At 63.9% G+C, this 23,776-nt stretch carries 17 protein-coding genes; 14 read left to right on the forward strand and 3 right to left on the reverse strand.

The window, feature by feature from the left end:
• Positions 1 to 261 precede the first annotated feature (261 nt).
• Both BLW21_RS15720 and BLW21_RS15725 read right to left on the reverse strand, forming a co-directional pair.
• On the reverse strand, positions 262 to 1,038 hold the full coding sequence (locus tag BLW21_RS15720; protein ID WP_245711921.1) for a TIGR04283 family arsenosugar biosynthesis glycosyltransferase: 777 nt from the start codon (positions 1,036 to 1,038) through the stop codon (positions 262 to 264).
• Positions 1,039 to 1,071: 33 nt separating this feature from the next.
• Entirely contained in the window at positions 1,072 to 1,869 is a 798-nt protein-coding gene (locus tag BLW21_RS15725; RefSeq protein ID WP_092741755.1) for a DUF547 domain-containing protein, read from the reverse strand.
• 244 nt (positions 1,870 to 2,113) lie between these two features.
• Between BLW21_RS15725 and BLW21_RS15735 the strand changes: the two genes are divergently transcribed.
• The 14 genes from BLW21_RS15735 (at position 2,114) to fbp (ending at position 22,753) form a co-directional block, all read left to right on the forward strand.
• Positions 2,114 to 2,713 (forward strand): class I tRNA ligase family protein, encoded by a 600-nt coding sequence (locus BLW21_RS15735; RefSeq protein WP_262490451.1) that lies wholly within the window; start codon positions 2,114 to 2,116, stop codon positions 2,711 to 2,713.
• Positions 2,714 to 3,155: 442 nt separating this feature from the next.
• Positions 3,156 to 4,553, forward strand: a complete 1,398-nt coding sequence (locus BLW21_RS15740) for a polysaccharide lyase 6 family protein (protein ID WP_092741759.1) — start codon at positions 3,156 to 3,158, stop codon at positions 4,551 to 4,553.
• 187 nt (positions 4,554 to 4,740) lie between these two features.
• Positions 4,741 to 7,917 carry a SusC/RagA family TonB-linked outer membrane protein gene (locus tag BLW21_RS15745; RefSeq protein ID WP_217633880.1) on the forward strand — a complete coding sequence of 1,059 codons (3,177 nt, stop codon included), beginning with the start codon at positions 4,741 to 4,743 and terminating at the stop codon, positions 7,915 to 7,917.
• Between the two features lie 165 nt (positions 7,918 to 8,082).
• Positions 8,083 to 9,717 (forward strand): RagB/SusD family nutrient uptake outer membrane protein, encoded by a 1,635-nt coding sequence (locus BLW21_RS15750; protein ID WP_092741761.1) that lies wholly within the window; start codon positions 8,083 to 8,085, stop codon positions 9,715 to 9,717.
• A gap of 31 nt (positions 9,718 to 9,748) precedes the next feature.
• On the forward strand, positions 9,749 to 10,645 hold the full coding sequence (locus tag BLW21_RS15755; protein WP_092741763.1) for an alpha/beta hydrolase: 897 nt from the start codon (positions 9,749 to 9,751) through the stop codon (positions 10,643 to 10,645).
• A 196-nt stretch (positions 10,646 to 10,841) separates the two neighbouring features.
• The gene (locus BLW21_RS15760; RefSeq protein WP_092741765.1) at positions 10,842 to 11,942 is read left to right on the forward strand and encodes a T9SS type A sorting domain-containing protein; all 1,101 of its coding nucleotides are present in this window, start codon (positions 10,842 to 10,844) and stop codon (positions 11,940 to 11,942) included.
• Positions 11,943 to 12,093: 151 nt separating this feature from the next.
• A complete protein-coding gene (locus BLW21_RS15765; protein WP_139255245.1) occupies positions 12,094 to 13,137 on the forward strand; it encodes a right-handed parallel beta-helix repeat-containing protein in 1,044 nt (347 codons plus the stop codon).
• Positions 13,138 to 13,227: 90 nt separating this feature from the next.
• Positions 13,228 to 14,052: a polysaccharide lyase family 7 protein gene (locus BLW21_RS15770; protein WP_217633881.1), complete on the forward strand. Its 825-nt coding sequence runs from the start codon at positions 13,228 to 13,230 to the stop codon at positions 14,050 to 14,052.
• A gap of 507 nt (positions 14,053 to 14,559) precedes the next feature.
• Positions 14,560 to 17,628 carry a SusC/RagA family TonB-linked outer membrane protein gene (locus tag BLW21_RS15775; RefSeq protein ID WP_092741769.1) on the forward strand — a complete coding sequence of 1,023 codons (3,069 nt, stop codon included), beginning with the start codon at positions 14,560 to 14,562 and terminating at the stop codon, positions 17,626 to 17,628.
• A gap of 147 nt (positions 17,629 to 17,775) precedes the next feature.
• Positions 17,776 to 19,167, forward strand: coding sequence for a RagB/SusD family nutrient uptake outer membrane protein (locus BLW21_RS15780; RefSeq protein WP_092741771.1), 1,392 nt, complete (start codon positions 17,776 to 17,778; stop codon positions 19,165 to 19,167).
• 72 nt (positions 19,168 to 19,239) lie between these two features.
• Positions 19,240 to 19,584 (forward strand): cupin domain-containing protein, encoded by a 345-nt coding sequence (locus tag BLW21_RS15785; protein WP_092741773.1) that lies wholly within the window; start codon positions 19,240 to 19,242, stop codon positions 19,582 to 19,584.
• Positions 19,585 to 19,665: 81 nt separating this feature from the next.
• Positions 19,666 to 20,673 carry a sugar kinase gene (locus tag BLW21_RS15790; RefSeq protein ID WP_245711923.1) on the forward strand — a complete coding sequence of 336 codons (1,008 nt, stop codon included), beginning with the start codon at positions 19,666 to 19,668 and terminating at the stop codon, positions 20,671 to 20,673.
• A gap of 181 nt (positions 20,674 to 20,854) precedes the next feature.
• Positions 20,855 to 21,529 (forward strand): beta/alpha barrel domain-containing protein, encoded by a 675-nt coding sequence (locus tag BLW21_RS15795; RefSeq protein WP_092741777.1) that lies wholly within the window; start codon positions 20,855 to 20,857, stop codon positions 21,527 to 21,529.
• Between the two features lie 225 nt (positions 21,530 to 21,754).
• On the forward strand, positions 21,755 to 22,753 hold the full coding sequence (gene fbp / locus BLW21_RS15800) for a class 1 fructose-bisphosphatase (protein ID WP_092741779.1): 999 nt from the start codon (positions 21,755 to 21,757) through the stop codon (positions 22,751 to 22,753).
• Positions 22,754 to 22,848: 95 nt separating this feature from the next.
• On the opposite strand, the gene BLW21_RS15805 is transcribed toward fbp, so the two are convergent.
• Positions 22,849 to 23,676: an MBL fold metallo-hydrolase gene (locus BLW21_RS15805; RefSeq protein WP_092741781.1), complete on the reverse strand. Its 828-nt coding sequence runs from the start codon at positions 23,674 to 23,676 to the stop codon at positions 22,849 to 22,851.
• Positions 23,677 to 23,776 lie beyond the last annotated feature (100 nt).

Below are 23,776 nucleotides of genomic sequence, written 5' to 3' on the forward strand. Positions count from 1 at the left end.
CCTCACCCCCTAGCCCCCTCTCCGAAAAGGAGAGGGGGAACTAGCCTAGTGCTAGCTTTCAATTCAAAGCATTGATTTTTAGGATATTAAATTATAGGCTAGTCTCCCCTCTCCTTTTCGGAGAGGGGGCTAGGGGGTGAGGCGCACGCGGAGGGCGACGTGTACTGCGTAACCTCAATTGGTAAGGCCGCTGCTGGTCGCCGCCGCTTCGCTTGGCGCACTGGCCAGAGCAGGCCAGGCACCACACGGCCGCTGGTGCAGCTACAGCTTGTCCTGCCGAATCAGTTGCCGGTAAAGCCGCACCAGCCGAGGCTGCGACACACCTAGCCAGTAGAGTCCGGCAATCAGGGTAAAGGCCGCCTGCAGGCGGAACACGCCGTTGTCCAGGTATTTGCGGGCCGAAGTCGTGACGGCGCGCGGCAGCACCCGGAAGGGGCCGTGCGCCTGCAGCCGCCGCACAATTTCCTGGTCTTCCATCACCAGCAGGTCTTCGCGGAAGCCGCCGATGCCCGCAAACACGTCGCGCTGCACAAACAGGCTCTGGTCGCCGAAGCGCACCAACAGCAGCGGCAGGCGCGTACACCAGGCGCTGAAGCGCAGAAACCAGTGCCCATGGTCGAAGGCCAGGCGGTAGCAGCCGCTGCCGCAGCCCTGGCGCCGGGCGTGCCGCAAATCGGCCACAAAGCCCGGCGGCGGGTAGGAGTCGGCGTGCAGGAAGTACAGAATGTCGCCGCCGGCCTGCCGGGCTCCGTAGTTGAGCTGGGCGGCGCGGCCCTTGCGCGGGCTGCGCACCACCGTTGCGCCCGCCCGCCGGGCCCGCGCCCGGGTGCCGTCGGTGCTGCCCCCATCCACCACGATGATTTCCAGGTCCGGCTCGTCGGCCGTGGCCTGCCGCAGGTAAGCCAGCAGCGCCCCGATGCCGGCCGCTTCGTTGTAGGCCGGAATGATGATGCTCACCGTGCCCAGGCCGATTTCCGCCGCGCCGAGGCACGGCGGACTACCAGGTAAAAGCATCGTCTGGGGAACGGCAGGCAACATAAATCAGCTAGTGCGGTGGTGGGGGGGGCGGGTTTATTGCTCGTTGAGCTGCCAGTTGTAATCGAGGAAGGAAACGGGGGTTTGCTCGGTGATGGTGGTTTTCGAGTACCGGTTCACCCACTTGGCTACCGACTGGCCGTTGCTGGTCCAGTCGCCCTTGTACCAGTCGAAGTATTTGGAGAGTTGCGCCTTGCCGGAGCTGATGTTGTTTTTAGCCGGGTTGTTGAGAAAGGCGCGGCCCTGGTCGTCGAGCTGGGCATCGAGGCGGGCGGCGGTGTAGGCCTCGATGCGCAGGGGCGGGCAGCTCAGGGCCGCGCACACCAGGGCGAAGTGAATGCGCGGCTCGTTGTACTTCTTGCGCAGCGTGCCGTGCTCAATATTGTCGAGGCTCATTTTCTGGCCCCCGATGCTGAAAAACTTATCCGCCCAGGGCGTATTGACGAACGGAATCTGGATGGAGGAGCCTATTTCCTTGATGCTCTTGAGCGGGTAATGATTGAGGACGGTTTTGATGGTGTAGGCGTTGTAGGCGTTTATCCAGTACACCATCTGCTCGTTTTTGCTCCAATTGGCGGCCGGCGGGTTTTTGCTCAGCAGGGCCAGGTACTGGTTGAATTCCTGCTCATCGGCCTTGAAGCCCTTGTAATTGACCAGGCCCTTATCGGTGACGTGCTTTTTCAGTAGCCGGTCGTAGCGGCTGTGGTCCACTGCGGGGGCGGCGGCTACCACCGCCGTAGCCGCCGGCAACCGGGCCGGGTTGAGCGTGGTGAAGGCCGTCAGGGCAACGGCGGCGGTCAGGGTAGTCAGGGCAAAAAAGGCTGGAATCTTCATGCGTTCGGCTTTGGCAGCAGATTAGGTGAATCTGGGGCTATAGTCGGCCCGGCAGCCCCGGCCTTACAAAGCCGCCCATAATTTTTCGTCTGGGTAAGTGCTGCTTCTGAGCTAAACGAAGTGCAGCCCGACGGGCCGCGCAGGCGCGAGGCACGACGGGCTCTGGCATGCCGTTCACCGAGTTATCGTCCAACAAGGCCCTGACCCCGAAACCCTGCGCCACACCACCGGCCTCCTCGAAACGTTGCTGCGCCTGCTGCACCCGTTCATGCCCTTCATCACGGAGGAAATCTGGCACGAGCTCAAGGAGCGCGGACCCAAGGAGTATGCCTGCGTGGCCGCCTGGCCCAAGCCCCAGCCCGTGGCCGACGCGCCCGCGCTGCTCGCCCGCATGGCTCAGGCCCTGGAAGTGGTGGGCGGCGTGCGCACCATCCGCAACCAGAAGGGCCTGGGCCCCAACAAGCCCCTGACCCTGGCCGCCAAAACCACCGATGCCACGCTGCAAACCCTGCTGGCCGACTACGGCGGCATCATCCGCAAGCTGGCCGCCCTCACCGACATTTCGGTGGTAGAAGCCGCCCCGGCCGCCGCCGTGGGTTTCGTGGCCGGCGGGGCCGAGTTCTTTGTGCCCCTCGAAGGCCAGATTGACCTCGGGGCCGAGAAGGAGCGCCTGACCAAGGAGCTGGAATACGCCCAGGGCTTCCGCGACTCGGTGAGCAAGAAGCTGAGCAACGAGAAGTTCGTGGCCAACGCCAAGCCCGAGCTGGTGGAGCGCGAGCGGCAGAAGCTGGCCGACGCAGAGGCCCAGATTGCCGCCCTGGATCAGCAGCTGGCCGGGCTCTAAGCCAACGCCCCGCATACAAGTCCGGCCCCCGGCGGCCCCGCTCTGCTCCGCTTCGGGTGCCGGGCGGTGGCTGCCGGGGGCCGGCCTTTTTATGCGGGGCTGGTGGCCGCCACGGGTGGCGGTGGGGTAGGGGTGAGTGAGTCCTGACTCCGGCACCCGATGCGGAGAGCGAAAAAATCGCAAAAAAGGAGAAAATCAGGGTTGATTTCCTCCTGAAAAATGCCCGATTGATGCAATATCTACCTAGGCCATAATTTTGCACACAAGCGTTACCGGTAACGTTGCCGGTAACGCTTTTTGCTTGCTTCGGGAATATCGTTCGCCCGCGGGGAAGGGCCAAAGTGCTTGATTATTGGTCTTTTAAAGGTCTACATTTGAAAAAGAGCCGCGCTGCCGATTATCCGCCAGAGCCCTTGTTTATCAACTGTCTACAGCCTTCAACATGCGGCCCTTTACGCGCTCATTCCTGACTGCCCTGCTGAGCTCAACCGGTCTGGCCGGCGCGCAGGCCGCCACCATCAAAGTTGCCGACCCAACCGCCTTTCAGGCGGCCGTGCCCAAGCTGCAGCCGGGCGACACGCTGGTGCTGGCCGCCGGTACCTGGCGCGATGCGCCGCTCGTGCTGCAGGGTCGCGGCACGGCCCAGCGGCCCATTGTGCTGCGGGCCGAACGGCCGGGCGCCGTGCAGCTGACCGGCCAGTCGAGCCTGCGGCTGAGCGGGGAGTACTTGGTGGTGTCGGGGTTGGATTTCCGGGAGGGCTACTCACCCAAAGGAGGCGTTATTGAGTTTCGCGACGGTGCCAAGGGCCTGGCCAACCATTGCCGGGTAACCGAGTGCGTAATTGCCGACTATAACCGCCCCGCCAGCGACAAGGACGACAAGTGGATCCACTTTTACGGCCAGCAAAACCGCTTCGACCACAACTACGTGGCCGGCAAAACGACCGGGGGCGTAACCATGGTGATTGAGCTGCCCACGGCCGAAAGCCGCGACAACCAGCACCGCATCGACCACAACTACTTCGGGCCCCGGCCGCCGCTGGGGGCCAATGGGGGCGAAACCATCCGCATCGGCCTGGCCGAAACCTCGCTCACGAACTCGGGCACGGTGGTGGAGGAAAACTACTTCTACCACTGCGACGGCGAGGCCGAAATTGTGTCCATCAAGTCGGGCCAGAATGTGGTGCGCCGCAACGTGTTCGAGGAATGCGCGGGCGCGGTGGTGCTGCGCCACGGCAACAACAACCTCATCGAGGGCAACTACTTCCTGGGCAACGGCCAGGAGCAGACCGGGGGCGTGCATGTGATTAACGCCGGGCACCAGGTGCGCGGCAACTACTTCGCCGACTTGCGGGGCAGTGGCTTCAAAGGGGCTCTGGTTATTATGTACGGGGTGCCCAACTCGCCCCTCAACCGCTACGCCGCCGTGCGCGACGTGCTCATCGAGAACAACACGTTCGTCAATTGCCGCCTCGTAGATCTGGCGGCCGGCAAGGACAAGGAGCGCACCCTGGCCCCGGCCGGCGTGCAGTTGCAAAACAACGTTTTCTACGGTCCCAAGCTGCCCGCGCCCTTTGCGGTTACGGCCGATATCAGCGGGCTGACGCTGGTCGGCAATCGGTACCAGGCGGCCGGGGCCGGCCCCACCATTGCTGGTTTACAGGCGGCCAATATGATCAGCCAGAAATCAGCCGACGGGCTGCTGGTGCCCGCCGCCAAGGGCGCGCCGGTGCCGGCCCTGGTCCGGCCCGTAACGGCCGCCCAGGCCGGGCCGCGTTGGTTCCGGCCGGGCCCCGATGGTCTGGCGGCCCCGGCGGCCGGGGCTACGGGGGCGCGCTAATTCCCCCGGTAAAGTCCGGCTGTTGGTGCTTGCTTCCATCCGCATAAACCCTGGCTTCCGCATCACCCACGAATACAACCGGCTTGCTGCCGCCGTAGCGCCCCCGCGCTGCCGGGGCACTGGCGGCTACTTGCGCCGCCTACCATCCTCGCTCTTTTCTTCCCACTTTTCAAAAATTCCCTCTTTGATGATACGCTTACTTTCTTCGCCGCCCCGGCGCTGGCCCGTGGCCACCTCTGCGGTGCGGGCGCTCGTGCTGCTGCTGCTACTGGTATGCGGCCCGCTGGTAGTTCAGGCCCAGCAAGGCCTCACCGTATCGGGCACCGTGGTGGATGCGGCCGGCGAAACGCTGGTGGGCGCCACCGTGGTGGTGCAGGGCACGACTATCGGCACCTCGACCAACAACGAAGGCTTTTACAGCCTGCAGGTGCCCGACGGGCAGGGTACGCTGGTGTTCTCCTTTATTGGCTACATGCCGCTGGAGCGCGCCATCAAGAACACGGCTTTGCTCAACGCCACGCTCAAGGCCAACCCCCAGAGCCTCGAAGAGGTGGTGGTAGTGGGCTACGGCGAGGTGAAGCGGGCCGATTTGACCGGCTCGGTGGGCTCGGTGAACATGGACGATCTGAACAAGGCTCCCGTCAAATCCTTCGACGATGCGCTGGCCGGGCGCGTGGCCGGCGTGCAGGTGACCTCGCCCGACGGGCAGCCGGGCGCCGCGCCCAACATCGTTATCCGGGGCGGCAACTCCATCACCCAGGACAACTCGCCGCTGTACGTGGTGGATGGCTTCCCGATTGAGAACTACAACAACAACGCCATCAACCCCTCGGATATCGAGTCGATTCAGATTCTGAAGGACGCCTCGTCGACGGCCATTTACGGCTCGCGCGGGGCCAACGGCGTGGTGCTCATCACCACCAAGCGGGGTTCCGACGGCACGCCTACCATCACTTACGACACCTACTTCGGTTTGCAGGAAAGCCTGTCGCGGGCCAAGCTCATGAAGCCCTACGACTTCGTGAAGCTGCAGTTCGACTTCGACTCGGTGGCCGCCCGCCGCCTGTACCTGACCAACGGCCGCACCCTGGAAAGCTACCGCGACGAGGAGGGCATCGACTGGCAGAAGGAAATTCTGCGCCTGGCGCCCATGTGGAGCCACAACCTGGCCGTGCGCGGCGGCAGCAAGGGCACGCGCTACTCGCTTTCGGGCTCGGTGCTCAACCAGGACGGTACCATCATCAACTCGGGTTTCCGGCGCTACCAGGCCCGCGTGACGCTCGACCAGGACGTGCAGCAGAACCTGCGGGTGGGCCTGAACGCCAACTACAGCAACATTGCCACCACCGGCACGCCGGTTTCGGGCTCCTCCAACTCCGATTTCTCGCTGCTTACCAGCCTGTATGGCTACCGGCCCATCGTGGGCAACGGCAACCTGCGCCAGCTGCTCGATAACGCCGAGGACGAGGATGTAGTAGGGGCCAACAACTACCAGTGGAACCCGCTGTTCACGGTCAACAACGAGGTGCGCGACCGGACCACCAACCAGCTTACGGCCAACGGCTACGCCGAGTACAAGTTCACCAAGTCGCTGAAGCTGCGCGTAACCGGGGGCGTCGACCGCCGGGTGCTGCGCTACGACGTGTTCAACAACTCCCAAACCCGCACCGGCAACCTCAACAACCCCAACGGCCAGAACGGCGTGAACGGCTCGGTGACGTACACCGAGCAGAATAACCTAGTGAATGAAAACACGCTCACCTACACCAAGCAGATCCGGCGCGACCATCGCCTGAACGTGCTGGGTGGCTTCACGGTGCAGCGCAGCCGCTACTCGCAGTACGGCAACGGCGCCATTCTCATTCCCAACGAGCAGCTGGGCATCAGTGGCCTCGACGAGGGCATTCCGTTTACGATTACGGCCGTGCGCTCGTCCAACACGCTGGCTTCGGCTTTGAGCCGCGTCAACTACACCTTCAAGGACCGCTACCTGGCCACGGTGTCGTTCCGGGCCGATGGCTCGTCGAAGTTTGCGGACGGTAACAAGTGGAGCTACTTCCCGTCGGCCGCGCTGGCCTGGCAGCTCAACAAAGAGGCGTTTCTGAGCAACATCAAGGCTATTTCCGACGCCAAGCTGCGGGTGAGCTACGGCTTCATCGGCAATAACCGGGTCGATGACTTCGCCTACTTGCCCTCGCTGGGCCTGCCCGTGGGCGAGTCGTACTCGCCGGGCGGGGTGTTCATCCGGGCGGTGGTGCCGCTCACGCTCGGTAACCGCGACCTGCGCTGGGAAACCACCCAGGAGGCTGATCTGGGCTTCGACCTGGGCCTGTTCGAGCAGCGCGTGACGCTGACCGTGGATGCCTACCGCAAGAAAACCACCGACCTGCTGCTCAACTCGCTGCTGCCGCCTACCAGCGGCTACACCTCGGCCTTCCAGAACATTGGGGCGGTGCAGAACCAGGGCCTGGAGCTGACGCTGGGCACGGTGAACGTGCAGAGCACGCGGTTCAACTGGTCGAGCAACTTCAACCTGGCCTTCAACCGCAACGAGGTGCTGGAGTTGACCCGCAACCAGGAGTTTATCCAGTCGTCGGTGCGCTGGCAGTCCTCTTCGGGCTACGGCAACGTGCCCGCCTACCTGGCCGAAATCGGCGCGCCGGTGGCCCGCTTCTACGGCTTCCAGTGGGCCGGCAACTACCAGATTGCTGATTTCGACGTGGTGAACGGCAACTACGTGCTCAAGGCCGATGTGCCCAACAACGGCAACGCCCGCACCAGCATCCGCCCCGGCGACATCCGCTACGTGGATCTGAACGGCGACGGCCAGGTCGACAACAGTGACCGCACCATCATCGGCAACCCCAACCCCAAGTTCATCGGCGGCTTCAGCAACAACTTCGGCTTCAAGGGCTTCGATCTGAACGTGTTCCTGCAGTTCTCCTACGGCGGCGACCTGCTCAATGCCAACCGCATCCTGTTCGAGGGTGGGGCGCTGAAAAACGGCCTCAACCAGTTCGAGAGCTACGTGGACCGCTGGAGCCCCGAGAATCCGGACAGCAAGAACTTCCGCGTCGGCGGCCAGGGCCCGCGGGTGTACTCGACGCGCACCATCGAAGACGGCTCGTACCTGCGCCTGAAAACGGTGAACCTGGGCTACACCGTACCGGCCACCCTGACGAGCAAGGCCCACCTGAAAACGCTGCGCTTCTACGCCTCGGCCCAGAACCTGCTGACCTGGACCAAGTACTCGGGCAACGACCCGGAGGTGTCCATCTACAGCTCGCCGCTCACGCCGGGCTTCGATTTCTCGGCCTACCCCCGCGCCCGCACCTACACGCTGGGCCTGAACGTGTCGCTGTAGTTTTAGCTGTTAGCTATTAGCTGGTGGCTGTTAGCTTTTTGACGCCCCATATCTTAAGTGGCCGTGCGTCTGGCAACGGTTACCGCATGTAAACCACCCGAGAGCTAACAGCTAGCAGCTACTAGCTAACAGCTGATTAAAAACCCTCTTCCCACCCGCCTTCTCATGAGAAAGTCATTTATTACTTCTGCCCTCGGCCTCTCGCTGGCGCTGGCCGGCCTGAGCTCCTGCCAGGATTTTCTGGCCACCACGCCCGACGACTTTGTGGCCCCGCAGGGCTTCTACAACAACGAAAGCCAGCTGACGGCGGCCCTGATGGGCGTGTACGGCAAGCTGGGCCAGGAAATTACCTACACCGGCAGCACCGAGGAATCGACGTACTCGCGCTTTTTGTCGCTGGAAGCCCCGGCGGCCACCGACGAGATGCTGGCCCGCAGCAACACGGCGCCCGCCGTGAGCCAGTACGGCTACGACGCGGCCCACGCCAATCTGGTCAACTGCTGGAGCAACCTGTACGAGGCCATCAACCGGGCCAACGTGCTGCTCGAAAACCTGGATAAGGCCAACACCTCCGACGTGGTAAAGGCCCAGATTCGGGCCGAGGCGCTGTTTTTGCGCGGCTACTACCACTTCGTGCTGGTGGGCTACTGGGGCGATGTGCCGCTGAAGCTGCAATCGACCACCGCCGCCAACAACGTGGACATTGCCCGCACGCCCGCCGCCGAGGTGTACGCCCAGGTTATCCGCGACATGACCGAGGCCGAGGGCGTGCTCAAGAACGGCACCGAGTGGGGCCACAGCGGGCGCATCTCGAAAACGGCCGCCGCCGGCGTGCTGGCCCGCGTGAACCTGTACGCCGCCGGCCGCCTCAACGACCCCAGCAAGTACGCCGCCGCCCGCACCTGGGCCCTGAAAGTCATCAATTCGGGCCAGCACGGCCTCAACCCCAACTACTCGCAGATCTTTAAAAACCACTCGGCCGATATCTACGAGTTGCGCGAGAGCATGTGGGAAGTGGAGTTCAACGGCAACGGCGTGGGCAGCATCTACAACGAGGGCGGGCGCTTCGCCTCCACGCTGGGCGTGCGCAACGACATCACCGAGCTGGGCTTCATGCAGGGCACCTACGTGGCCACCGGCGTGCAGTACGCCCTCTACGGCACCGGCGACTTGCGCCGCGACTGGAACATTGCCACCTACTACTACCCCAACTACGACGCTACGCGCGGCGCCACGCCCTACGCCAGCACCTACACCTGGGGCCGCTACATCAATAAGTGGCGGCGCGAAGGCGAGGCCTTCAAGCCCTACGCCAAAAACCTGAGCCCCACTAACTGGCCGCTGCTGCGCTACGCCGATGTGCTGCTCATGTTTGCCGAGGCCGACAGCCAGGTAAACGGCGGCCCCACCGCCGCCGGCCTCGACGCCCTCAACCAGGTGCGCCGCCGCGGCTACGGCCTGCCCGTCGGCACCGCCGCCCCCACCGTGGATGTGCCCACCGGCCAGAGCCAGAGCGCGTTCTTCACCCGCATCAAGGACGAGCGGGGCCGGGAGCTGGCCTTCGAGGGCTGGCGCAAGCTGGACTTGCTTCGCTGGAACATCTTTTTGCCCACGCTCAAGGGCATGATTCCGATTATCAGCACCCAGGCCCCGTCGAGCAGCAATAACGCCTTGGGCTACAACGGCCGCAACTCGTCGCTGGTGCCCTACCAGAACGCCTCGGAGCGCGACCTGCTCTGGCCCATCCCGGCCAACGAGCTGGCCCTCAACAAGCTCATGACCCAGAACCCCGGCTGGTAGCCGGCAGACGGCAACTCTTTTCGCTTTCCAGATGAAATCATTCTTCTTCCTGACCGGCACCCTGCTGGGGCTGGCTACCGCGGTGTGTGCCCAGCAGACCCCGCCGCCCCCGCCGCCCATCCCCACCGACTCGACGGTGAAGGTGGTGACCACGCCCCCCGGCTTTACTACCGAGCTGAACGCGGTGTACACCAAAGTTGGCCCCTGGGACGGGCGCATGGATCTGTATTTGAACAAGGCCAGCCGCAAGCCCGTGCCGGTGATTGTGAACCTGCACGGCGGGGGCTGGAACAAGGGCACCAAGGAGTCGCAGTCGGGTTTCAGCAGCTTTTTCAAGCAGGGCTGGAGCGTGGCCAACGTGGAGTACCGCCTCTCGCCCTACGCCCCGGCCCCGGCCGCCATCGAGGACGTGCGCTGCGCCCTGATTTACCTGGTCAACAACGCCAAGCAGCTCAACATCGACCCCAAAAAGATTGTGGTGCTGGGCACGTCCTCGGGCGGCCACCTGGCCCTGATGGCGGGGCTGCTCGAAAACGACCCCAAGTTTGACGCCCAGTGCAAGGCCCCCGAGCCGCTGAAAATCCGGGCCATTATTGACAAGTACGGCATTGCCGACGTGGCCCAGTGGAAAACCAAAACGGCCACCCAGTGGCTGGGCCCCAAGGCCCGCGACGCGGAGTTCGTGCAGTCGGTTTCGCCGATGAGCTACGTGAAGAAAACCAGCCCGCCCACCTTCATCATCCACGGCGACGCCGACTCGACGGTGCCCTACGCCCAGTCGGTGGCCCTGTTCAAAAGCCTGAAAGCGGCCAAAGTGAACACCGAGATGCTGACCATTGAAGGCGGCGAGCACGGCAAGTTTTCCAAGGAAGACAACAAGCGCGTGAGCGAGGCCATCATCGGCTTTCTGCAGGCCCAGGGCCTGTAAACGGCGGGCTTACGCAGAATGGCTGTAGCGCGAAGCGCCAGCTTCGCGGGTCGTTGCTGACGGCCAAACGACGTCGTTCGACAATGCGCGAAGCTGGCGCTTCGCGCTACAGGCTCCCGGTTTCCTCCTGGGAAGTTCTGTACCCCACCAACAAGTACCAAACGCCATTTTTCACCCAACCCTTTACCCAACAACTATGCGAAACCTATTACTCGATGCTTCCGCTGCCGGCCCGCGCCGCCTGACTTCCCTGGGCAAACTGACGCTGGCCGCCGCCGTAGCCGGTTTGCTGCCGCTGGCGCCCGCCGTGGCCCAAACCGCCGGCTACGCCCAATGGTCGCTTAAAACCAACAACCAGGACAGCGTGGCGCTGCGCTCGGCGGGCCTCACGGCGGCCCCGGCCACGTTCAGCCGCTACGTGGTGTCCAACGGCACGGTGCCGGCCAGCGGCACCACGGCCCCGGCCTACTCGGCTTCGCGCGGGCAGGCGTTTGCACCTACGGCCGAAGGCGGCGGCTGGGTTGGCTCGGCCGGCGGCCCCGGCACCAACCCCCAGCGCGGCTTCTACGAGGAGTTCACCGTCACGGCTTCGGCCCCCACCCGCCTCGATTCGCTGCTGTTTACGGCGGCGGGCGCCAGCTCGCCCAGCGGGCGGGTGGCACTGCAGTATTCGCGCAGCGGCTTCGTCAGCGACTCGGCCAACTTCAGCGCCGGCATCGGGCCGGCCTACGCGGGCTACACCTCGGGCACCGTGACGCTGCCCACCTCTGCCGGCGGCCCGCTGCCGGCCACCGCCGACGGCTCGTTTCCGGCCACCGGGGCCACGACCACCACGCCCGCCGTGCTGCCCCAGTTCGTGAGCGCCAACGGCAACAGCGGCGTGTTCCGCTACGCATTCAACGGCACTACGGGCCTGGTGCTGGCGGCCGGCCAGAAGCTGACCGTGCGCCTGTATTTCGCCATCAACAACTCCAACAACGGCCGCTACGCGCTGCTGAAAGACGTTACCTTCAAGGGCCGCGGCGCCGTGCTGTCGGCCGGCAAGGCCCGCCTGGCTACGGCCCTCACGGCCTACCCCAACCCGGTGGCCGGCACGCTGGAAGTGCTGCACTCGGCCGCCGCCGCGGGCGCCCACGTGGCCGTGTATTCGGTTACCGGCCAGCTCGTGGCCACGGCGGCCGCCCAGCCCGGCGCGGCCCGCACGCCCCTGGCCGTGCAGCAGCTGCCCGCCGGCATCTACCAGGTAGAATACACCGACGCCACCCAGCGCAGCACGACCCGCATCGTGAAGCAGTGAGCGGGAAGTCGTGTGCCTGCAACATCCTGCCGCGGCAGTTGAAACGGTAGCCCGGCTCGACTGCTTCGGCAGGATGTTCGGCTTTCAAGGCGGCCCCGCGGCTTCGCGCGGCTTTCGCCGCCCATTGTTCTTTTACCCGCTGATTATGGCTATGCGTACTTCCTTGTTGCTTGGCTCGGCTACCGCGGCGCTGCTTACCTTCCCGCTGGCCTGCGCCAAAACCAGCCCCTCGCCCGGCCCGGCGGTGGGGGCCGGGGGGGCGGTGGTGCCGCCCGCGGGGCGCCAGGTGGCCGTGGCCACGGCCGCCCAGTTGCAGGCCGCCCTGGGCGCGGCCCGGCCCGGCGACGTGATTACGCTGGCCGACGGCACCTACACCGGCCAGTTTAGCATTGCCCGCGGCCTGAGCGGCACGGCCGGCAACTCCATTGTGCTGCAGGGCAGCCGCCAGGCGTTGCTGCAAACCGGCAACCGCAAAAGCGGCAACGCGGCCCTGTTTCTGCTGGGCAACGAGCACTGGGAGTTCCGCGGCTTTACGGTGGCCAACTCCAAAAAAGGGGTGATGGTGGACTTCAGCAGCCACAACGTGTTTGCTGAGCTGAGCATTCTCGACATCGGGGAGGAGGGCATTCACTTTCGCCGCTTCAGCTCCTATAACGTGCTGCGCAACTCCACCATTCAGGGCACCGGCCTGGAGCAGCCCGGCTACGGCGAAGGCTGCTACATCGGGTCGGCCAAAAGCAACTGGGCCACCTACACCGAAGGCGAGCCCGACAAGTGCGACTTCAACCAGGTGCTCGACAACGTTTTCGGCAACAACGTGAAGGCCGAAAACATCGACATCAAGGAGGGCACCACCGGCGGCATCATCCGCGGCAACGCCTTCAACGGCCAAGGGCTCGACGGCGCCAACTACGCCGACAGCTGGCTCGACGTCAAGGGCAACAACAACCTCATCAGCGCCAACACCGGCACCAACGGCGGCCCCGTGCTGCTCGACGGCTACCAGACCCACGTAGCGGTGGCGGGCTGGGGCGAGGGCAACGTGTTCCGCGACAACCAGTGCGCGGTGCAGGCGGCCGGCTACGGCTTCAACATCCAAACCAAAAACGGCTCGGCGCTGGGCAACCAGGTGCACGCCAGCAACCGCGTAACCGGGGCCGCGGCCGGGGTGGCCAACGTGCCGGTTACGCCCTAGCCCCGCAGCTGCCCGCTTTCTGGCCGGCTGGTTTTGGCCAGCTGTTTCCTGATGCTATTTCCATCTTCTTCGTTAAAAACACAGTAAATCATGAAACATTCCGTTGCTTTCTTCGCGGCCCGGGCTGTTGGGGCATTCCTGCTGCTTTCGTCGTGTGCTACCCCGGCCGCCATGCCCGATCCGGGTCCCGTAACTGTACCCGCTACCCCGCCTGTTACCCCGCCCGCTACCGACATCAGCTATCCGGGCCAGGTACTCGACCTGAGCAAGTGGAAGCTGACGCTGCCCATTGGTGCGCCCGAAAAGCCGGACGAGGTTTTTCAGCCCCAGCTGAACACGTTCGCCAACTCCAGCTTTTTCCGCCTCAACGCCACCAACGACGCCGTGCTGTTCCGGGCTAATGCCGACGGCGTGACAACCAACGGCTCGGGCTATCCGCGCTCGGAGCTGCGCGAAATGACCGTCCCCGCCACCAGCAACTCCTATAAGGCCAGCTGGTCGTCGGGCAGCGGTACGCATACGCTGCTTATCGACCAGGCCGTAACGCATTTGCCCGACGTGAAAAAGCATATCGTGGTGGGCCAGATCCATGATGCCGACGACGACATTATCGTGTTCCGGCTTGAAGACAAAAAGCTTTTCATCAACCTCAACGGCAAAAACGGCCCTACGCTCACCAGCAACTACGCCCTCGGCACCCGCTTCACCGTGCAGTTCGTGGTAGCCAACGACAAAACCGACTGCTACTACAACGGCACCAAGGTGTACACCTATGCCAAGAGCTTTTCGGGGGCTTATTTCAAGGCTGGTGCCTATGTGCAGTCGAGTTGCGTGGATGATAAGAAAGTTGCCGGCGAGTTGTGCTCGGCTTATGGCGAGGTAGCCATTTATAATGTGCAGGTAACGCACCAATAGCCCGAAAGCATCTGACGCACGGCGCCAAAAGCCCGGAACCACCTTGGTTTCGGGCTTTTTGGCGTCGTGTGCCGGGGCACCTGATATTTGGCGGATAAATAGGTCCAGACTAGTTGCCATCGGATGCCGGACGCAGATGTAGATGCAGAGGGGTTAATTTTGTTTTTTCAATAAAGCAGTGTTTTCTGAAAACGTTACCGGTATCGTTACCGGTAACGTTATTTTATAAAAATAAGCATAATGCATACCATTAATAGTCTATTTTATAGGTTTTTGTCATCAATGCTTTTACCTTGCATTGTATAAAGTGAGTAATTAATCACTCTGTATATATAGGATAATAACAAGGTGAGTTCGTGCCTTGCTGGTGCCGGAATATTATGCCGGCTCAATCCCGCTCCCAGCCACGGAGCAGGTGCTGGCCTTTCTCCTCGCCTTTGCCCGCCGACTGCTTACTCCTATCAACAGCCCGCTTTCTCCTCTGCTTCCCACCAAATCCTGTTTCCTATGAAGTACGCCTCCAAACTATTGGGCCCGCTGGGACTGGCGCTGACCACGCTGGCCATCAGCCCGGCCCTTGCCCAGACGACGAGCAGCATCGCGGGCAAAGTAACCGGCCCCGACGGCGCGGGTATGCCCGGCGTAACGGTGGTGGTAAAGGGCACGAACCAGGGCACCAGCACCGATGGCGACGGCGCTTTCCGGCTCGAAAACGTGAGCCCGACGGCCGTGCTCGTGTTCAGTTCCATCGGCTCGAAGCCCCAGGAGATGCCGGTAAACGGCCGCACCCAGCTCAGCGTGGCCCTGCAGGACGACAGCCAGGCCCTCGATGAGGTGGTGGTGGTGGGCTACGGCACCCAGCGTAAATCGCACCTGACGGGGGCGGTGGCGAAGGTGACCAATGAGAACCTGCAACAGATTCCGGTGGCCCGCCCCGACCAGGCCCTGATTGGCAAGCTGGCCGGCGTGCAGATTTCGACCTCCAACGCCCAGGCCGGCTCCGCGCCTACTATTCAGGTGCGGGGGGCGGCCTCCGTCACGGCTGGCACCTCGCCGCTGATTGTGGTGGACGGCTACCCCGTGCCCACCGATTTGTCGGCCATCGACATGAACGACGTGGAAAGCATCGAGGTGCTGAAAGACGCCGCCTCGGCCGCTATTTATGGTTCGCGCGGGGCCAACGGCGTGATTCTGGTGACCACCAAGAGCGGCAAGTCGGGCAAAACCAAGGTGACGTTCAACACCTACTTCGGGGGCAAGGAGACCGTTAAGCGCCTGCCGCTCTACAACCTCGACGACTGGGCCAGCTACGTGCGCGGCCAGAACAACGACGTGCTGTCGCCCGAAATCCAGCAGGCCCAGCGCATCAATGCCGGCACCGACGCCCAGGACGCGGTGTTCCGGCGCGGCTACATGCAGAGCTACCAGGCCAACGTGCAGGGTGGGGGTGAGGCGGCCCGCTTCTTCATCTCAGGCAGCTACCTCAAAGATCAGGGCGTGGTCATCAACAACGACTACACCAAGTACAATGTGCGGGCCAACGTGGATTTCAAGCTGAGCGAGCGGTTTGAAGCCGGCGTGAGCCTGAACCCTTCGTACACCAAGCAAAACGAGCTGGCTGTGTCGCTGCACGATGCCATCCGCTCGATTCCGGCCTGGATGCCCATTTACACCACTGAAGCCACGGCCGCCCTCACCGGCAAGCCCGTCGGCTCTTACCAGCACCAGCGCGACTTCGACCCGGCCCGCAACCCGTTCTATAAAGCCACCGGCCTGACCGGCATCTCGACCAGCGGCGACAACAACGGCATTGCCCAGATTGAGGGCCAGCCCCAGAGCAACACCGAGTTGCGCACCATCACGAATGCTTACGTGAAGGTGAAGATTCTGCCGGGCCTGACGCTGCGCTCCTCGCTGGGCTTTTTCACCCGCAGCTACGAGCGCGACTACTTCCAGGCTTCCTTCGCCAAAACCGACGCCTTTACCCAGGGCGATGCCATGGCCCGCGCCGCCACCCGCGCCATCGTGAACACCCGGCAGGTGCTCGACGTGCTCAACGAAAACATCTTCAACTACCAGCGCGAAATCGGCCAGCACACCTTCGATGCCGTGGCCGGCTACACGGTGCAGGGCACCGAGTATAGCAACACCGACGGTACGGCCGTGAATTTCGCCACCGACAACATCCGCACGCTCAACGCGGGCACGGTGTCGGCCGTGTCGTCGAGCAAGGAGCAGAACCGGCTGCAATCGGCCCTGTTCCGGGTGAATTATGCCTTCCGCGACACCTATTTGCTGTCGTTGGGCTCGCGCTGGGATGGCTCGTCGCGCTTCGGGGCCGATAACCGCTGGGGCTTCTTCCCCTCGGCCTCGCTGGGCGTGCGCATCAGCGAAATGCCGTTTCTGAAGGGCAACGAAACGCTGAGCGAGCTCAAGCTACGGGCCTCGTTCGGGGCCACCGGCAACAACAACATCGGCAACTACAGCAGCCGGGCGCTGGTGTCGCCGGCGGGTGCCATTCTGGGCTCCTCCGAGGGCGTGGTGCCGGGCTTCAACGTGAGCAGCTACGGCAACCGCGACCTGGGCTGGGAGCGCACCTTCTCGCTGAACACGGGTATTGATATTGGCGTGTTCCAGAACCGCGTGCGCCTGGCCGTGGATGCCTACCAGTCGACCACCGACCGGCTGCTGCTCAACGTGCCGCTCTCCAGCGTCACGGGCTTCGACAGCTACCTGGCCAACCAGGGCAAAATTCAAAACCGGGGCATCGAGTTCGAGCTGACCACCCGCATCATGGAAGCCGGCAAGCTGAAGTGGGATTTGTCGGCCGTGGGCACCCGGGTGCGCAACGAGCTGGTAAACCTGGGCGGCACCGAGCGGCTCGTCAGCACCGGCGACCCCAAGCGCAACAACTTCTTTTTGGCCCAGGTGGGCCAGCCGCTGGTGCAGTACTACGGCTACAAGTTCGACCGCGAGGTGCCGATTACGGGCAGCAACTACTGGCCCATCGGGGTGGCTTCGGAGCGCGTGTTCGTGAAGGATTTGAACGGCGACGGCAAGATTGACAGCAACGACCGCACGGTGCTCGGCAGCCCCTACCCCAAGTTCACCTGGGGCCTGACCAACACCCTGCGCTACGGGCCCGTGGACCTGAGTTTCGTGCTCCAGGGCTCGCACGGCGCTAAAATCTTCAACATCGACCCCCACTACTACGAGGGGCAGTTCACGGCCACCGGTTCCTCGGCCTACCTGGCCCTGCCGGCCGCCGAGCAGGCTTTCACCCGCATCAAAAGCGAAACTGATTACGAAGTGCAGGACGCCTCCTACGTGGCCCTGCGCAACCTGAACATCGGTTACGCCGTGCCGGTCAGCTTCAGTAAGAAGGCGGGCATGAGCAGCCTGCGGGTGTACATGACGGCGGCCAACCTGTTTTACAGCATGGCCAAGGACTACACCAGCCTCAACCCGGAAGGCGTTTCGGCCGATTTCAGCGCTGACCCGCTGCGCCAGGGCTGGCAGAAAGGGGCCTACCCCATCGCCCGCACCGTGGCCTTCGGCATCAACGCCGAGTTTTAAGTCAGTTGTCAGCGTCCAGTCAGCCCAAAGCCCTGGGTTACGGAGCGGGGCAGCCGGAGCGCTGAATAGCCCGGGGCGTTAGCCCTGGGTGCCCTGAGCCACCTGACAACTGACAACCGAATCCCACCTTCTCCAGCCTCAATTCCCATGAAAAAGATATTCTACACTGCTGCTTTTGCCGGGCTGCTGCTCACGGCGGGCTGCCAGAACTACCTCGACGTAACGCCGCCCTCGAACTTGGTGGAGGACAGCTACTTCGCCACCACGGGCGAGGTGGAAACCGGGGTCATCAACATCTACAGTACCCTGCAGGACATTCCGGCTGCCGAAATCCAGCTCTCGGAGCTGCGCTCCGATAACATGGCGCCCAACAACTTCGAGGGCGACTGGGCCAACATTGAAAACTTCACCGAAACGCCTTCCAGCGAGTTCGTAACCACCTTCTGGCGCAACTCCTACTACGCCATCGGGCGGGCCAACCTGGTGCTCAAGTACCTCAATAACGTTACGGACGCCGACAAGAAGGCCCGTTTCGAGGGTGAGGCGCGCTTTGCCCGGGCCCTGATGCTGTTCAACCTCGTGCGCCTCTACGGCGACGTGCCGCTGCCGCTGAGCACCGTATTGAACTCCGATACCGACGTGTTGCGCCGCCGGCCCGTAGCCGACGTGTACGCCCAGATTCTGCTCGATTTGCAGGCCGCCGAAGGGTTGCTGCCGGTAACCTGGGAAGCCACCGGCACCGGCCGGGCCACCAAGGGCGCGGCCCGGGCCCTGCTGGCCAAAGTGCAAGTAACGCGCGGCGACTACGCGGCTGCCAAAACCACCCTCGAAACCCTGCTGGCCGCCGGCACCTACCAGCTGCTGCCCAGCTACGCCACCGTGTTCGCGCCGGGCAACGAGCTGAACCGGGAAATCATCTTCGCCATCCGTTACAAAACGGCTTCCAACGGCGAGGGGCAGGGTTTTTCCTATGACTTCTCGAAGGACGGCGCCACACGCGGCCTCAAGGGCCTGACCGATTTGCAGGCCCTGTTCGTAACCGCCGACGCGGAGCGGCGCAATACCTCCCTGACCGGCACCGGGGCTACGGCCTACGTCAACAAGTTCCCCGATGCGGCCAACACCGGCGCCCGCCGCGACGCCGGCACCGACTGGATTGTGCTGCGCTACGGCGAGGTGCAGCTGCTCTACGCCGAGGTGCTCAACCAACTCAACGGCCCCACGGCCGCCGCGCTGGTGTCGCTCAACGCCATCCGCAAGCGCGCCGGCGTGCCCGAGTACACCCTCGCCACGCTGGGCACCAAAGCGAGTTTTCAGGCGGCTTTGGAAACCGAGCGCCGCCTGGAGCTGGCCTTCGAGAACTACCGCTGGTACGATTTGCTGCGCTGGAATAAGGCCATTGAAGCCATGACGGCCCACTTCAAGGCCGTGGGCCGCCCTAACGTTACGGTGCCTGCTTTCCGCTTGCTCTACCCCGTGCCCCAGCGCGAAATCGATGTGAGCAAGGGCGTTATCACCCAGAACCCGGGCTACAACTAGGGCCCCCGCCATTGGTGCGCCCTGCCCCCCAGAACCCCTTTTTTCATCACCCCATTCAGAACTACCCCGGCTATGCGTTTCAGTAGCGAAGTATTTATCAAGGACGCCGATGTGCGTTGGGAGGCCGTTGGGCCGGGCGTACGCCGCAAAATTCTGGCCTACGACGACCACCTGATGCTGGTGAAAGCCGAGTTTGCCCAGGGCGGCGTCGGCCCCATTCACCACCATGTGCATAGCCAGACCACCTACGTGGAGAGTGGGGCCTTTGCCGTCACTATCGGCGACGATACGCGGGTGCTGCGCGCTGGCGACTCGTTCTACATTCCGCCCAGCGTGCCCCACGGCGCCACGGCCCTGGAGGCCGGCGTGCTGCTGGACATGTTCAGCCCCATCCGCGAGGATTTTATGGACATCTAGAGGGCCTTTCGCACCTCTTTTGGCTGTGGGCACTACTGCTCGCAGCCGGCCCTTACCCTTCACCTGTCGCACGCCATTCTGATGCAGCAAGTTGTCACCTTCGGGGAAATTATGATGCGGCTCTCGCCGCCCGGGCACCAGCGCCTCACCCAGGCCACCAGCCTGGAAGTGGCCTACGGTGGGGGCGAGGCCAACGTGGCGGCCACCCTGGCCGGCCTCGGCCAGCCCGCCGCCCACGTCACCTGCTTCCCCGACAACGAGCTGGGCCAAGCCGCCACCCAGAGCTTCCGCCGCCTGGGCGTCGATATGGGCCACACCGTATTCCGGGGCCCGCGCCTGGGTCTGTACTACCTCGAAGTGGGCGCCTCGCTGCGGGCCAGCCAGGTGCGCTACGACCGCACCGGTTCGGCCTTCGCCGAGCTGGATCCGGCCGATTTCAACTGGGACGACATCCTGCAAAATGCCCAATGGCTGCACTGGACGGGCATCACGCCCGCCATTTCGGCCGGGGCGGCCCAGGCCACCCGCGAGGCCATTGCCGCCGCCCGCGAGCGGGGCCTCACCATATCGGCCGACGTGAACTACCGCCGCAACCTGTGGCAGTATGGCCAGACGGCCCAACAGGTAATGCCCGAGCTGGTGGCCGGCTGCGACGTGGTGGTGTGCGGCGTGGGCGACGCCGAGGATTTGTTCGGCATCCGGCCCGAGCCGGGCGCCGAGTCGTCGTTTGCCTCGATGGCCCGCCAGCTGATGGACCGCTTCCCCAACATCCGGCAGGTGATTGCCACCCGCCGCGACACCCAGAGCGCCTCCCACGAACGGATTCAGGGCCGCCTGTTCAACGGTGCCTACCACGAAACGCCCTACCTCGATATTGCGCCCGTCGTGGACCGCATCGGGGGCGGCGACGCCTTTCTGGGCGGCTTCATTTACGGCTCGCTGCACTACGCCACGCCCGCCGAGGCCCTGCGCTTCGCCGTGGCCGCCTCCGCCCTCAAGCACACCATCCCCGGCGACGTGAACCTGGTAACCGTAGCCGAAGTCGAGCACGTAATGCAGGGCCACACCACCGGCCGGCTGGTGCGGTAGGGGCAGAACGGGGCTAGTAACTAGCTCCCCTCCTTGGAAAGGAGGGGCTGGGGGTGATTGATTCGTTGAACGGCCACTAAAAACTAGCTCTAGCCGTCGTTCCAATATCATCAACCACCCCCAGCCCCTCCTTTCCAAGGAGGGGAGCTAGTTTTCTAGCTTATATTCCTTCCTTCCCCCTATGTCTGACCTTATCACCCGCACCAAACCAACCCCCGCCGACGTGGTGAGTACGCTGCTGGCGGTGCCGCTGGTGCCGGTGTACTACCACCCCGAGGCGGAGTTGGTGCAGCGCCTGTTGCAGGCCTGCTACGCGGGCGGCCTGCGGGCGTTCGAGTACACCAACCGCGGGGCGGGCGCGCTGGCCGTGTTCCGGGAGCTACGGGCCTATACCCGCCAGCACCTGCCCGATATGCTGCTGGGCATCGGCACGGTGTTCACGGCCGAGGAGGCCGAGCAGTTCATCGAAGCCGGGGCCGACTTCGTGGTGCAGCCCTGCGCCACGGCTGAGGTGGCCGAGGTCTGCCGCCAGCACCGGGTAGCCTGGCTGCCGGGAGCCATGACGGTGCGCGAGGTGTACGAGGCCACCCAGCTCGGGGCAGCGCTGGTGAAGGTGTTTCCGGGCAACGTGGTGGGGCCGGGCTTCGTGCGGGCTCTGCGCGGGCCGCTGCCCCAGGTGCGCGTGATGGTAACGGGTGGCGTGGAGCCGACCGAAGCCAGCCTGCGCGAGTGGTTCGCAGCCGGAGCGGCGGCGGTAGGCCTGGGCTCCCAGCTCTTCACCACCCCCAACGACCCGGCCGCTTTAAGTCAGCAACTAACTGATTTGCTGGCCTTCGTGAAGACACTGCGAACGTAGCACGAACGGCAGAACAGCAGTAGCGCGAAGCTGGAGCTTCGTTGTTCTTTGGTTCGCGCTACTGCCCTCGCAACCCTTTTCCAAACAGGCCCAAATCAAACAAGCATCAAACGCTTTGCGGCGGCACCAGCAACAACCAACGAGCTTCCGGGGACGGGTGGGAATACGTCTGGGGGAAGCTTGGGGAGTTGCGGGGCCGCCGCGTTATTTTCAACCAACCCCTCCATGAGTTTATTGCAGGAAAATGCGCTGGCCCAACCCGTGGGCACCACCCTCGACCGCTACATTATGCGGGCCCAGGCCGATTTTCCGTACGCTACCGGTGAACTCAGCCAGCTGCTACGCGACCTGGCCTTGGCCGGCAAAATCGTGCACCGCGACGTGAACCGGGCGGGCCTGTCGGGCATCATCGGCAGCATGGGCCAGCACAACGTGCAGGGCGAGCAGCAGCAGCGCCTCGACGTGGAGGCTAATATCCGCTTTATCCGGGCCCTGCGCAATGGGGGCGAGGCCTGTGCCATTCTCAGCGAGGAGGAGGACGACATCATCCAGACCGGCAATTACCAGGGCCAGTACGTGGTGGCCATGGACCCGCTCGACGGCTCCAGCAACATCGACGTGAACGTGAGCATCGGTACCATCTTCAGCATCTACCGGCGCGTGTCGGCGGTAGGGCAGAAGGCCACCCCCGCCGACTTCCTGCAGGGCGGGCGGGCGCAGGTGGCGGCGGGCTACATTCTGTACGGCACCAGCACGATGCTCGTCTATACCACCGGCCACGGGGTGGTGGGCTTTACTTACGAGAATTCGCTGGGTGAATTCTTCCTTTCTCACCCCCGCATCATGATTCCGGCCACCGGCCCGGTGTTCAGCTGCAACGAGGGCCACTGGTTCGACTACCCCGACTACGTACGCCAGTTCCTGACCGCGTGTAAGGAGCGGCGCATGAGTGGGCGCTATGTGGGCTCGCTGGTAGCCGACTACCACCGTAACCTGTTCACGGGCGGCATCTACCTGTATCCGCCCACGGCCAGCAACCCGCTGGGCAAGCTGCGGGTGCTCTACGAGAACTTCCCGCTGGCCCTGCTCATCGAGCAGGCCGGCGGCCGGGCCGCGTCGGATAACGGCCCGATGCTCGACCTGCAACCCACCGATTTCCACCAGCGCAGCCCGCTATTCATCGGCTCGGCGGGCTTGGTAGCCGAACTGGTAGAACTGCTGTAAACCGGTTTGCCTGATTGCGCACGGCCCCGCAGGTCCGCGGGGCCGTGCGCAATCAGGCAAACCGGTTTAATGGTCGTAACAAAACCTCAGCAAGCCTATTCGGCCGCCGGGTACCAGTTGCGTAGCCGGACGTCAATCTTCTTGTTGGCCGCGTTTACGGTTTGCTTGAAGCCGGCTACGTCGCTCAGGCCATCCTGGCCGCGGTAGTGGTAGGGGTACACGATGCCGGGCTGGAAGGCCAGCACGCCCTGGGCGGCCTGCGGCACATCCATGGTGTAGGGCAGGTTCATGCAGACGAAGGCCACATCGATGTTCTGGAGGGCGCGCATTTCGGCAATGTCCTCGGTGTCGCCGGAGAGGTAGACGTGCTTGCCGCCCAGCTCCAGCACGTAGCCGTTGCCGCGGCCTTTGGGGTGGCGCGAGTCGGCCGTTTCGGGTAAGTTGTACATCGGGATGGCCGCCACTTTCAGGCCCAGCAGGTCGAGCTGCTGGCCGTTGGCCAGTACCCGAACCTGCGCCTTGTACTGCGCCGGCAGCTTATCGGCCACCGCCTGGGGGACTACAAACAGGGCCTTGTCCAGGGGCAGGCCGGCCAGCGTTTTCTCGTCGAGGTGGTCGCCGTGGATGTCGGTAATCAGCACTATATCGGGCGCAGCCAGACCAGCGTAGGCCGGGGCGCCGCCGTAGGGGTCGACGTAAAGGGTTTTACCGTTCCAGCTGAATACCACGCTGCCGTGGGTGATGGGCTGCACCGTGAGCGGCCCTTGCTTGGTCGGAATCTGGTCGGGGGCCGCGCGCAGGACCGGCCCCGGGCTGGGCTGGGTGGTTGTGGGAGTTGTGGTGGCAGTTTGGGCCGGGGGCTGCGTGGAGCAGGCCGCCAGGGCGGCCACGAACAGCGGGCTGAGCAGAAGGGAGGGTTTCATTAGGGTAAGGTCGGTGGGTTCGGTAGCGGCAGTTGGCTGCCGCGGTGCAGGCAGTATGCCCGGCCGGAAAGTAAACGCCGGGCGGCGGTGTTTCGTTGGC

This window comes from Hymenobacter psychrophilus (assembly GCF_900107135.1).
GTDB lineage: Bacteria > Bacteroidota > Bacteroidia > Cytophagales > Hymenobacteraceae > Hymenobacter > Hymenobacter psychrophilus.